7 protein-coding genes are annotated in these 12815 nt (G+C 59.5%); 2 read left to right on the forward strand and 5 right to left on the reverse strand.

The genetic code is table 11. From position 1 onward, the window contains the following. Positions 1 to 3: 3 nt before the first annotated feature. Both WMO46_RS03335 and WMO46_RS03340 read left to right on the forward strand, forming a co-directional pair. Positions 4 to 3120 carry a hypothetical protein gene (locus WMO46_RS03335; RefSeq protein ID WP_349093785.1) on the forward strand — a complete coding sequence of 1039 codons (3117 nt, stop codon included), beginning with the start codon at positions 4 to 6 and terminating at the stop codon, positions 3118 to 3120. An 8-nt stretch (positions 3121 to 3128) separates the two neighbouring features. Beyond that, positions 3129 to 4118, forward strand: a complete 990-nt coding sequence (locus WMO46_RS03340) for a DUF5106 domain-containing protein (RefSeq protein WP_349093786.1) — start codon at positions 3129 to 3131, stop codon at positions 4116 to 4118. Between the two features lie 252 nt (positions 4119 to 4370). On the opposite strand, the gene WMO46_RS03345 is transcribed toward WMO46_RS03340, so the two are convergent. From WMO46_RS03345 to WMO46_RS03365, 5 genes are all read right to left on the reverse strand, one after another. Continuing rightward, a complete protein-coding gene (locus WMO46_RS03345; RefSeq protein ID WP_052308452.1) occupies positions 4371 to 5000 on the reverse strand; it encodes a lipid-binding protein in 630 nt (209 codons plus the stop codon). A 35-nt stretch (positions 5001 to 5035) separates the two neighbouring features. Continuing rightward, the gene (locus WMO46_RS03350; protein WP_349093787.1) at positions 5036 to 6433 is read right to left on the reverse strand and encodes a SusD/RagB family nutrient-binding outer membrane lipoprotein; all 1398 of its coding nucleotides are present in this window, start codon (positions 6431 to 6433) and stop codon (positions 5036 to 5038) included. A gap of 25 nt (positions 6434 to 6458) precedes the next feature. Next, positions 6459 to 9686 carry a SusC/RagA family TonB-linked outer membrane protein gene (locus WMO46_RS03355; RefSeq protein ID WP_349093788.1) on the reverse strand — a complete coding sequence of 1076 codons (3228 nt, stop codon included), beginning with the start codon at positions 9684 to 9686 and terminating at the stop codon, positions 6459 to 6461. A gap of 438 nt (positions 9687 to 10124) precedes the next feature. After that, complete coding sequence (locus WMO46_RS03360; protein WP_276762406.1) at positions 10125 to 11294, reverse strand: multidrug effflux MFS transporter; 1170 nt, start codon at positions 11292 to 11294, stop codon at positions 10125 to 10127. Positions 11295 to 11298: 4 nt separating this feature from the next. Further along, entirely contained in the window at positions 11299 to 12693 is a 1395-nt protein-coding gene (locus tag WMO46_RS03365; protein WP_129651533.1) for a PepSY-like domain-containing protein, read from the reverse strand. Between the last annotated feature and the right edge of the window lie 122 nt (positions 12694 to 12815).

Here is a 12815-nt window from a genome sequence, read left to right on the forward strand (position 1 = left end):
ATGATGAAAGGAATCATATACGCTGCGGCCGTGTCGTCGTTCGTGCTGGCCGCATGCACCTCCTGCACGCACGACGGCCTGCCCGGCGCGGAGGTTCCGGACGACGGCTGCATCGAAATCCGTTTCGACGCCGATATTCCGCCGATGCCCGTGGTCGCCACCCGCTCGGTCGATCCCGACGGCACGGGCGTGCAGAACATGACGCTCTTCTGTTTCGACAGCTACGGACTTTTCGTCGCAACGACGCAGGCGACGCTGGCGCCGACATCGGACGACCTGCATGAAGGCACGTTCACGGCCCGCGTGCCGCAGAATACGCGCCTGATCCATTTCCTGGGCAACCAGAACATGCTGGGATTTCAGGAACGCGATTTCTACAACAAGTCGGAGGCGCAGGTGATGGCCGCGCTCGAAGGCTCCTCGGGCATGATGATCTACTGGGCCCGTTTCGCCTGTGCCGAGGACGATCCGCGCTCCGTCGCCGAGCAGCTGAAAGCGCAGGGCGGGATAGAGCTCGTCCGCAACCATGCGCTGATCTCGGTGGACAACCCCGCGGGCAACGGCAGTCTGGACGTGACCGGGTTCGTCGTCTGCAATACCAGCGCGTTCGGCACCGTGGCGCCCTATCACCCCGAGCAGGGATTCGTATGGCCGGGGACGGAGCCTTTCGTGACGCTGCCGAAAAATACGTCGGTGATGAGCGACATCCTCGACGTGACGACCGACATGCGGCAATATGTCTTCGAGTGCGAGAATACGGCCGACAAACCCGTCAGCGTGATCCTGCGCGGACACCGCCCCGGTGAAACCGAGGCCGACGACCTTTATTACCGCGTGATGCTGATCGATGCGCAGGGCGAACAGCTGCTCATCCGCCGCAACCACCATTACATTCTCCATATCGAGGGCGAACTTTCCTACGGGCAGCGTTCGTTCGGCGAAGCGCTCGATGCCGCCGCGACGAACAACGTCTGGATCTCGATCCGGGACAATATCGACGAGGTTTCGGACGGCACCTTTACCCTGAAAGTCGATCGGACGAGCTATGTGCTGGACCAGAGCAACGAGGGGCGGCAGTATTCGCTTCGCTACACGCTCCGGAGGAACGACGGATCGGCGGTCTCGGAGGCCGACAAACCGTCGGTGACGTGGCTCGACGGCAACAACGTGGCGGGGCAGAATGTCGGCAATTCGTTCGTCGTCGGAAGCGACGGCGTGGGGAACGGCGAACTCACCGTGGTGCTGCGCGAAATGGGCGGCAACGAAAAACTCGAAGGGACGCTGCTGGTCAAAAAGGGGCTTTTGCAGCGCAAGATCAAGATCATCCTCATCAAAACGCAGTCGTTCCGGCCCGCATGGGTGGCGTCGCAGGTGTTCGGCACACCCTCTGCCGGAGAGAGCGGAGGCACGTACGGCGAACATGTGACGTTGATGTTCACCGTTCCGGAGACATGTCCGGCGGAGCTGTTTCCGCTGCGGGTGCTGATCGGCGTCGAGGATCTCGATGTCCGCGCGGCGGCCGGTATGTCGCTGCCGGTGATCCGCCGCGGCGAGGATGGCTTCGGAGAGAATATCCTCGACGAAAAGGGGGAGCCGATCGAATACAAGTTCGTCTATACGGCCGTACAGCCAGGCGTGCAGCGGGTGTATTTCCGCACGATCCTGCCGCAGAGCGGTTCCGGAGCGAAGACCAAGGTTTCGGTCGAAGCCGGATACTTCGCCACGCAGGAGAAGGAGGTGACCTATACCGGCCTCCGATATGTGATCGAGGTCGCCGGATTGAACGAATATACGGCCAGACCCGACGACGATTTCGCCGACGACGAGAAGATCTTCTACCGGCTGGTGCCGCAGAAGAAGGGCGCTTTCGTCCAGTTCACCATGCATCTGCACGATAATTCGGCGGAAACGTCGTCCGGCGGCGATTACGGCGAATTCGTCAACGCCACGGCCGACGACGAGTTTCTGATCTATTCGCAGTATCTCGACCACATTCCCGACGGAGAGGAGCCCGACGGCGTTACGTTCGACTGCACGTTCTCGCCCGTCAACGAGGATATGTGGACGGAGAATGGCCGCATGTATCTCTTTTACCCGCGCGCGGGCGGCGATACGCCGCAGTCGGGGACGGGCGTCTATTCGATTTACCTGCGAACCAACCGTCCGCAGAGTGCCGAGGTCGTCCGCATAGCCTCCAATATTTCGGGCGAGAAGTCATTGAAAGATGTCGCCCGGGACTATGCCGGCCGCGGTTATCGTTCGACTTCGTTCGAGCTGGCCAACTACAACCCCTTCCGTTTTGCGGCACGCATAGACGGCGCGGGCGGGGATGCCTCCGGAAGCGACGCGGAGCCGGTGACGGAATTGACGTGGAACTATGAGAATCCGGCCGAAACGAACATCGACATCGAATTCGACGTGACCAGTTTCCGGGGTTCGGACGACCGGTCGGCCGATCCTTTCGGCGAGACGTTCGAGGTCTATATCGATGCGCCGATGCTGACCGTGGACGAATCGCGGCTGGCCGAGTGCAATCTGACGCCCGATAAACTCAAAGCGGACCCTGAGGTCGAGGGGCGTTTCGTTTATACGGTCGATGCCTCGCGCGAGGAGGAGCGCAAATTCGGTGTCGCAGACGCGCTGATCCCCGATACGACGCCGGCCGCCGCCGGAAGCCCTGCGCCTTCGCAGTCGGGAGAGCGCAAGCGGCTGCCGTTCAAGACGAACTGTGTGGTGAGCGCCGGCGACATCACCCTTTCGTCGAACGAGGAGAAAGTCGTCTTCTTCCGGAAGACCTTCCGTGTGGCGAACGAGTCGGTCACGGGGCGGATCACCTACGATCCGGGCACCGGGGCGATTCCCGTGCCGCGCAATGCGTTCGTGTCGTTCATACAGTCGGGAACGGGGAGCCGCATCGGGTCGATGACCGTGACGGCGGACGGCCGCTACGAGTTGCGGTTGCGCAAGGAGTATGACCCCGGGTGGTTCGATCGCATCGAACTCCGCTATACGAAGGACGGCGCGGTTTACCGGAACCGGATCGACGAGAACAATCCGCTGACGCTGGCCCGTCTGGTGCAGTCGCCCGATATAACATTGGTGAATGCGGCCGCTGATTGACTGAACCCATGACACGGGCCGACAAATTGCTGCTGTTGCTGCTCTGCGGAGCGTGCATGCTGGCCGGATGTCCGGAGATCCGCACCGCCGAGCGCCCCGAAACCGCGGAGTGCCCCGAAACCGCGGAGCCCGCCGCAGACACGGCGGATTCCGAGAGCGCGGACGGGACTCCCGGGCGGCGGGCTTTCCGGCTGCCCGATGTGCCGGAGGCCCTGCGCGATCCGGCCGACCGGGCGGACTATCTGGCCCTGCACTATTGGGACTGTTTCGACTTCGCCGATACGGTCCTGCTTTCGTGTCCGGAGATCACCGAACAGGCTTTCGTCGATTTTTTGAGCGTGCTGCCCCATGCCCGCGAGGCGGCCGCGGCGGTCGATACGCTCTATTCGCGGGCGGCCGTGCGGAGCGAGACGCTCTATTGTTTCATCGGGCTGGGCGACAAGTATCTTTACGAACCCAACTCCCCGATGTGCGACGAGGAGCTTTACATCCTGGTGCTGCGGGCGCTGACGGCCAATCCCCGGATCGGTGAGGCCGACAAACTGCGGCCGCGCCGTCTGCTGGAGACGGTGTCGAAGAATCGCCCGGGAGACAAGGCGGCCGATTTCGAGTTTCTGGGCCGCGACGGAGTGAAACGGCGCATGTCGCATCTGAAGGCGGAATATACGCTGCTGTGCTTTTACGATCCCTCCTGCGACGAATGCGGGCGGGTGAAAGGGCGGCTGGCGGCATCGCCGGCCGTTTGCGGGATGGTCGGGGAAGGGCGGCTGGCCGTGCTGTCGGTGAACGTCGCCGGCGACAGCGGGGCGTGGCGCGATGCGGCTGTCCCGGAGGGTTGGACGGACGGCTGCGATGTCGGGGAGCGGCTGGTGCGCGGGGCGGTTTACGACCTGAAAGCCATGCCGACGCTCTATTTGCTGGATCGAGAAAAGCGGGTGCTTCTCAAAGACACTTCTGTCGGGCGGCTCGAAGCGAAGCTCGCCGGAGCGGACTTTTAGGGCCGCATGGCGTGAAACCGCGACTCATATATTGCCGGGGCGGAAAAAGCGTCCCGGCTCCGCAAAATCGGCTTTATTGAGCCGATGATTCCCGGGGCCGGGAACGTAGGCTGCCGCTCCCTGCGTACGGGCTCATATCCCATGACATGAAAAAGAGGAGGGGCTTACCGTCGCGGCGCCCCTCCGGATGAACATTTCTGCAAATTTGAACTTTTTATTTGATTGCTTATGGTAAGAAATGTTCAGTTCGTTCTAAAAGTTCGCATCGATGAAATCGCTGTAATCTTTCATATCCTCTTCCCAGCCGGTGTTTTTCATGCCTTTGACGGTATAGCTGACCGTCGAGCCGTCCGGATTCGTGCGCGTGTAACCGAACTCGATCGCATCGGCTTTGTAACCGGTCTTGGTGTCCACGCCGTTTTTCGTCACCTTGCCCCCGGTCACCGTTACGGTATAGCCCTGGGAGGCGACGGCCCCGGCGTATCCGGCCGTGTAGTAGCCCTGTCCGAGATAGATGTTGTGGCAGGTCCGGGGCTGAACGGCCTCTGCCGAAGTGCAGGAGAAGGTCAGCGCGCTGTTGTCGCAACTCAGTTTGAATTGCAGGGCGTCGAGATAGCGAGGGTTTCCGCTTGCCGAATAATCGCAGTCGGCGATGGTCATCCACATGGCATCCGCCGCGTTGTCGGTCGTATTGGTCACCAGAATGTCGAATACGGTAACGGGGGTGTCCGGAGCGGACGATTCGTAGGCGAAGCAGATCCACTGGCCGTCCAGATCGGCAACGGCCGTCATGTCGGGATCATCCACGTCGTAGGTTTCGCAGGATGCGCATCCCATTGCGACGAGAGCGCCTGCAAACAGCATTTTCAGTATTTTGTTCATAATCCTTGCATTTTTGATATTAATCTTCGTCGCTGCTATTTATGCCACCACATCTTGGCCGTCAGCGGTTCGACCTGCGGGGCGTTGGGGTTGTAGTCCGTCGAATTGTAGGGATAGAGGAAGCGGCAGGGGAATCCGCCCAGCACGCCTTCCGAAGCGGTGATCGTCGTGCCGCGCGTCGGATAGCCCGTGCGGTTCATGTCGAACCACGATTCGATGGGCATGCAGCGTACGTTCGAGGCCCATTTGTGATTGATGATCTGCTCCACCATCTGCTCGGCCGTTCCGTCCGTGAATGCGTAGTCGCCGGCGATCAGCTCGTCGGCTCCCGTGCAGCCGCAGCGCGCGAAGGCAGCCCGGATGGCCTCTTCGTAATTACTCTTGGCATTGGCCGCGTCGTTCAGGCGGGCATACGCTTCGGCCTTGAGGAAACAAGCCTCGTCGATCGTGGCGAAATAGACCGGATCGGTGGCGCCGAGTTGCAGCCGGTTCGCTTCGGCAGGCGTCGGGGTCGTTCCGTAGGCGACGCCCGTTGCACCGCCCTCGTAGTAGTAGGACAACCGCGAATCGGTTGCGCTCAGTACGCCGAGTATGTCCGAGCAGCAGCGGATGTTCTGATCCGTATTGAGCTGGCGGCGGTCGCTCTCGTAGAGCGGGTTCGACTTGTCGGCTTCATTGGAGAAGTTGTCGAAGGCCGCATCCTGCGTGTCGAGCAGGTTGTTTTCCGCCAGCAGGGACTGGATCTTGCTGCGGTTGGTGTCGAAATCGCGCAGCAGAACCCGCAGGTAGAGCGTATTGGCGAATTTCACCCACTGTTCGACATCGCCTCCGAAGATCATGTCCGCCTTCACGGACGTATTGGCCTGTTCGTCGGCTGCGAGCTGCCCGGCGTTCATGGACCGGATCTCTTCGAGGATGCCGGTGATGATGCCCTGCATCTGTTCGCCGCTGTCGAATCCGGGGGTTGTGTTCTCCGGGTTCAGATAGCCGTCCGTATAGGCGACCTTGTCGTACAGACTGGTCAGCAGATAGAGATTGTAGGCCAGCATCGTCTTGGCTTCGAGCACGAAATTGGAAACGCCCGACTCGCCCTCGCACTGTTCGAGGATCGTCCTGACGGAAGGCAGTACGCGGACGTAGAGATACGACCACGGGCTGGTGAAATAGGCCGACTGCGTGTTCAGGTCGTAGTTCATGACGGTGGTGTACTGGCTGGTGTTCCTGTTCTGAACGGTGTACTGCGCCCAGAAATAGCCCGTCAGCGTCAGTTCATAGCCCACTTTGTCGGCGGTCATGAGCGCTACGGTCGGTAACAGCGTCGTCTTGTCCGCCTTGCTGACATAGTTCGGGTTTTCGTTGATGTCCAACCAATCCCGGCAACCGCTCAGAGTCAACGAAACGAAGACGAGCAATGTGAAGATATTCTTTTTCATGATTGAGTCTCCTTGAATTTAGACGTTAGAATACGATTTTGATGCTGCCTCCGAACGTGCGGGTCGTGGGTGCGGAGTAATACTCGCCGAACTGCGATTCGAGGTCATTGCCATAGTTGGTCATGTCGGGATCGACCAGCCCCTGCGACGGCGTCCACATCAGCAGGTTGCGTCCCACGAACGATATGTCGATGCCCGACAGCCATTTCACGCCGGCGAACCATTTGCGGGGCAGGCGGTAGGTGAGGTTCACTTCGCGGAGTTTCAGATAGGTTTTGTCGATCAGATCGTCGCGGTAACGCTCGCTGTTGGTGTTCGAATACCAATAGTAGTTCATGTTGTAGTAGGCGGTGACCGGGATGTTGTTTTCGTGGTACTCTCCGTCCGATCCCATATATACGGCATTGGGCACGACGAACGGATCGCGCATGTTGTACATGGTCTCTTCCGCATTGCCGTTGAAGTAGATGACGCTCTTGGTCGCGGAATACATCTTGCCGCCGTAGCGCCAGTCGAACGAGAATCCCAGCGAAAGGTCTTTCCAGCGGACGGTGTTGTTGAAGCCCATCGTGAATTTGGGATCGGCATGGCCGATGATCTCCGTCTCGGTGGTGGAGACGACCGGATAGCCGCTCGTGGCGTTGACGATCGTCTTGCCGTAATGGGGGCTCGACTCGTCCTGCACGGTCTCGGTCTTGTAGAAAGTCCAGGTGCCGAGCGACTCGCCGACGATCGCTTTCAGCTGCGGACCGGAGGTGAGGCCGTAGATGGTCGTTTCGGTGACATCGTCCCACAGCTCCTTCACCTCGTTGTTGTTCTTGGAGAACGTGTAGGTGAAATTCCACTCCCAGTCCTTGGTGCGCACGGGAACCAGCCCCAGCGTCAGTTCGACACCGCGGTTCTGGATCTTGCCCACGTTGCGGACGCGGGTCGTGTAGCCCGCTTCGGGAGCCAGCGTCGCCGAGATGATCTGGTTCTTCGTCTCCTTGTTGTAGTAGGCGACGTCGAGGTTGATGCGGTTCTGGAACAGACGTACGTCCGCGCCGATCTCCCATTCGGTCGAGATTTCCGGTTTGAGGTCCGATGCCGGCATGCGGGTGGAGCGCAGCAGGCCGGAGTAGCCGTTCAGCGGGAAGGTGAGGTCGCCGAAGCCGCCCGTGGCGCTCCCCAGCACATAGTAACCCGACGTATAATAGGGGGACGCGTCGTTACCGGTTTTTCCGTAACCGCCGCGGAGTTTGAGGAAACTCAAAACGTCGCTGCGCATCGAAGGAAACAGGTCGGTGAGGACCACCGAGGCATTGACGCCCCAGTAGAAGAACGAATTGCTGTCGATAGGAAGCGTGGACGACCAGTCGTTGCGGGCCGAGAGGGTCAGGTAGATGCCGTCGCGCCAGCCCAGATCGGCTTGTCCGTAAAGACCGATCAGACGGCGGCGCTGGTAGAGCGAGGCGGAGGTCGGAGTGGCTCCGCTCGTATTGCCGAAGCTCGGCCAGTTCTCGACGGCCAGTCCCGTCAGCGAGCCGTCGAGGTAGGAAGCCGTGCGCTGGTTGAGGTTCCAGCCGGCTGCGGCGTGGAGCGACCAGTCCCTGCCGAAGCGGTAATCGGCGTTGAGCAGCACGTTGGCGTCGATCTGATTGCTCTTGCGCGAGATCTCCTCGTAGGAGCCCTGTTCGGCGCTGCCGCCCTCGGTCTCCGTATACGACCCGGGCGAGAAGACCCAGATGTCGTTATAGTACTTCTCCAGCGAGTTGCTGAAATCGCCGCCCAAACGTCCGATCAGCGACAGCCCTTTGTAGAGCTGGAAGCCGACCTCGATATTGCCGTATACGCGGTCGTCCTGGAAGGTCGAGTAGTTGTGGTCGAGCGTCCACCAGGGGTTCTGGGCATAGGGCGAATAATAGTTGTCGGCGTTGTTGTAGATGCTGTTGTAGTCTTTCAGATCGCCGTAGTCGATGTCAACCGGATACTGGAGAATGTTCTGATAGATCGTCGAACCGTTCTGCCCCTGACCCGTCATGGCGTTGCGCACATCCTTGCGGACGTAGGTCACGCCGTAGTTCAGCCATGCGAGACCTCCCTTGATCTTCGTGTTGCCGCGGAACGAGAAGGTGTTGCGCTTGAAGTAGTCGTCGTTGCCCGGAAGAATGCCGTTCGAATAGGTGTTGCCGTAGGATGCCACGAATCCGCTGTTGGCCGTGCCGCCCTGCACGGTGATCGTGTTGTTCGTTTCGAAGCCCGTGTCGTAGAAGTTTTTCAGCGAATTTTTGGCATAGGAAAAAGGTTTGTAGGACATCTCGGCCCCGTTGTTCCACGTCGCTCCCGGACGCCAGTAGTTTTCGCGCCCGTCGAGGATGTTGCCCCAGGAGCCGTTTTCCGTGGGCGAGAAGTTGCCGAAATGACCGCCGTCGTAATCGTAGTACCACCCCTGGCCGAACTTGTTCTGCAACTGCGGGATGCGCAGCGCGGTGCTGGCCATGAACGAGCCGTCGTAGGTGACGGTGACATCCTCGTTCTGGCGTCCCCGCTTGGTGGTGATGATGATTACGCCGTTGCCGGCGCGCGAGCCGTAGAGCGCCGTCGCCGAGGCTCCCTTCAGGACTGTGATCGACTCGATGTCCTCCGGATTGACATCGGCCGCCTGGTTGCCGAAGTCGATCGAGTTGTTCAGATCCTGCGTTCCCATCGTGGAGTTGGATACGGGAACGCCGTCGATGACATAGAGCGGCTGGTTGCTGCCGGCCAGCGACGAATAGCCGCGGACGATGACCTTCTGCGAGGTGCCCGTGCCGCCCGACGAGGAGATTTGCATGCCGGCGACCTTGCCGATCAGACCGGTCATGGCGTCGGCGGCGTGTCCCTTGGCGATCTCATCTGCCTTGATCGTGGTCGAGGCGTAGCCGAGCGTGCGTTCCTGCCGCGTGATGCCCAAAGCCGTGATGACGACGTTGTCCAGTCCTATCGCATCGTCCTGCATGGTGACATCGACGGTCGTTTTGCCGTTGACCGGAATGCGCTGAGTCTGCATGCCGATAAATGAAACTTGCAGAACATCGCCGGGGCGGACATTCAGCGTATATTTGCCGTCCGCATTCGTACTGGTGCCGACATGGGAACCTTCGATGACGACCGTAGCGCCTGCGATCGGCTTGCCGTCGGCTGAGGTGACCGTACCGGAAACTTTGCCGTTCTGGGCGAGAGCGCAGACGCAACATCCGAAAACGGCCATGAAGAATAGTACAAATTTTCTCATAAACCTGAAGTTTGAGTTAATAAACCTTTAATATCTCCTTCTAAGAGATATGATTACGGATTGTAAGCGCTGAACGGACGGCTGTTAATGATTCCAGAGGCCGATTTTGGGCCAACAATCGCCCTTTAATGCGAACATTTCTGCAACCGGAACTTCAAAATTATAAGTCCGAATATTGATCGTAACGATTTTTTGCCTATTTTTGCCCGTGAAATCATATCTCTTAGAAGGAGATTCGATCTCTTATCTCAGGCCCTTTTCCCGGAACGAATTTATAACCGGCCGCTTTGTCCGGTCCGCGGCGGGGCGGATACGGCGCAAAAAAAACGTCCGACCGCCAAGTCGGCCGGACTTGTGCGATCGAACGCTATGCACCGTTCTACGGTTGCGAAACAGATGACCTTCCCCCGGGACGGGTATTTTAGAGGTGCCGGGAGGTCAGTTTTCCGGCGCCGAGTAGTCCCACCGGCGCGAACAGAGATAAAGCCCCAGGCAGATGACCGAGCAGAGCAGAACGAGCGTGGTCATCGAGCGGATCATATCGCCGAGTCCGGTGAGCGGCGCCACGATGCCGCCGAACAGGAACGGCAGGGCCCCCAGCAGAGCGGAGGCGATGCCCCGGTGCTCCGTCACGGAGTTCAGCGCCAATGTGATGCCCACCGGCGTAATCATGCCGACGCAAAACAGCATCGGAACGAGAACCAGCTCGAAGAGAACGAACGGCCACTCCAGCCACAGGGCGACCGACATCAGCAGTCCCGTGACGAACAACCCGACGGAGCACCACGGCGTAGCCGATGCCAAACGTCGGATTTTCATCACGACGCTGCTGCCGACCACCAGTCCCAGCGCATTGCCGGCGAAGCAGATGCTGTACTGCAAGGGCGTCAGTCCGAAATGTTGCTGGAAGATGAAAGGCGAGGCGGAGATGTAGGCGATCAGCGCGGCCGCCGAAAAACTTTGCAGCAGGTTCATCACCAGATATTTGCCGTTCGTTACCACGGGTACGTAGCATCGGAAGGTTTTCCAGACGGGCATTTGCAGGCGGTCTTTTTCAGCCAGCGACTCCGGCATGCGGCGGCATACGGCGAGCAGCCCCAGGGCCCAAATTCCCAGCACGGCGAACGTCCCCTGCCAGGAGGTCAGGCTGAATGCCACGCCCCCGACGACCGGTGCCACGATGGGCGCCACGCCCTGCACGGCGGCGAGCACGGCGAAGTAGCGGGCCACGTCCTGCCCGGTGAACGAATCGGCGATGATCGCTTTCGAGATGACCAGTCCGGCGGCTCCCGTCAGTCCCTGCAACAGCCGGAAGAGGATAAAGGCCGAAATCCGGGTGGAGAGCATGCAGCCCGCCGTGGCCAGTACGAAAAGCAGCAGGCACCACAGCAGCGGGCGCCGGCGGCCGTATTTGTCCGTAACGGGGCCGACGAGAAGCTGTCCGGCGGCCAGCCCCAGCATGCCGGCTGTCAGGCTCAGCTGGATCAGGGAGGCCGAACCTCCGAAATAAGCGGTCAGTTCGGGCAGGCACGGGAGGTAGAAATCGGTGATGAATGGCCCGAAAGCCGTCAGGTTGCCCAAAATGAAAACGAGTCTCTTTTTGTTCATCCGATCAGTGTTTTCCATATTCGGCGAGAATGCTGCCCTGTTCGTCCAATTTCACCTTGACGGTCTGTTTCGTCTGAACGGACTTCAGACCGGCTTCGTAATAGTTGTCGGCCGATGCCGGTTCGACATATTTGAGGAAGTTGAGCCGATAATCGGCGTAAGAGGCATCGAGCGTCGCCCGGACGGATGCGGGAACGGCCGATGTATCGCGGATATCCAGATCCCATTCGCTCTCCGTCCAAAGATAACCCTGCGGACGGAAGTCGAAGCGAACCTTAATTTTGGCTCCGGGGCAGGACAACTCTGCTTCCGCTCCCTTGTCATCGTGTGTCAGCGCGACGATCGTCGCTTCGGGATAGCGTTGCCGGACGAACGCCCCGATCTCCGTTTTCGAAAGATAACCGGTGCTTCCGGCCTGCCCGTCGTCATCGGGTTGCACGGGATCATTCAGGTCTCCCCGGTTACTCAACGTACCGTCCTCGTCGATGCGGATCTCCTGCTTGCCGAAGCGATCCTTGACCGTCAGCACATAGTAGTGCTCGTCGTCGGCCGTGAAGTATTCCTCGGCACCGTCGATCCGCCGATCGGCATAATCCGAAAAGCGGAAAGCGGCGAGCACAGCCTCCGGCAATTCGTCGGTATGAAGTTGCGTCTGGGTAGAGAGCCAGTTCCCTTCGGCGTCGAACAGCAGCATGCGGGCTTTTCGTCCGTCGAGTATTTTCACTTTGGTCAGCTCCCTGCCCTCGTAGATATAGAGGTATTCCGCCTGCGGATAGTTGCGGCTCACGAATTCAGCCACATAGTCGGGCGAAGTCCGAGGCAGCCAGTCGCGGTGGTTCGGACCCATGTCGCCGTAGCTGCTGTCGTAAACGACCTCGGAAGTCAGCTTCACCAGAACGCCGTCGGCTGTATAATACAGTGTCGTTTCCGCCGTCTCGGCTCCGTCGGTCGTCGTCGTCACCCGCAGGAAGTAAACGGTCTCCACCGTCCCGGCCGCGTAACGCGTCAGCATGCCGGCCGTCGCATCCTCCGCATCCGCACCGTATTCGCTTCCGGCGAAAGCGGCCCTGACCGCTTCGGGCAGAGTCTCGAACGCAATCGTCCGACACTGCATCTTCTTCTGCGCATCTTTCAGTTCGTACCATACGGACGTTTTGCCGGTGGCGCTCCGGGTCTCGGAGAGTGTAAAAGTAGCCACGGCATAGCCGTCGGCCACGGACCAGCTGACATCCGCAGCGTCCGGGAAGCTGGCCCGGAAATCTTCATAAACGGATGCGGGAACATTCTCGGGCAGAATCCCGTTCTCCACGATCGGTTGCTCGTCGCTGCTGCACGACGACATCGCAAGGAGGCATGTCAACGACATGGCTCCTAAAATCTTTACAATCCAAGATTTCATGTTCGTTGTTTATTTGGGTTTATCAAAAGGTTCCGACAAAAAAAGAGTGTCCGAACACATAAAAGCCAATTAGACTTACGTGTTCGGACACTACATATTGCTTTGCGGCACAAAAGTAACGA

Origin of the sequence: Alistipes intestinihominis, from assembly GCF_040095975.1 — a bacterium.
Lineage (GTDB): Bacteria > Bacteroidota > Bacteroidia > Bacteroidales > Rikenellaceae > Alistipes > Alistipes senegalensis.

Coding starts and splice junctions, on each gene's coding strand:
- WMO46_RS03345 (WP_052308452.1), bottom strand. CDS start 5,000: ATGAACAAAATACTGAAAATGCTGTTTGCAGGCGCTCTCGTCGCAATG.
- WMO46_RS03335 (WP_349093785.1), top strand. CDS start 4: ATGAAAGGAATCATATACGCTGCGGCCGTGTCGTCGTTCGTGCTGGCC.
- WMO46_RS03350 (WP_349093787.1), bottom strand. CDS start 6,433: ATGAAAAAGAATATCTTCACATTGCTCGTCTTCGTTTCGTTGACTCTG.
- WMO46_RS03360 (WP_276762406.1), bottom strand. CDS start 11,294: ATGAACAAAAAGAGACTCGTTTTCATTTTGGGCAACCTGACGGCTTTC.
- WMO46_RS03365 (WP_129651533.1), bottom strand. CDS start 12,693: ATGAAATCTTGGATTGTAAAGATTTTAGGAGCCATGTCGTTGACATGC.
- WMO46_RS03355 (WP_349093788.1), bottom strand. CDS start 9,686: ATGAGAAAATTTGTACTATTCTTCATGGCCGTTTTCGGATGTTGCGTC.
- WMO46_RS03340 (WP_349093786.1), top strand. CDS start 3,129: ATGACACGGGCCGACAAATTGCTGCTGTTGCTGCTCTGCGGAGCGTGC.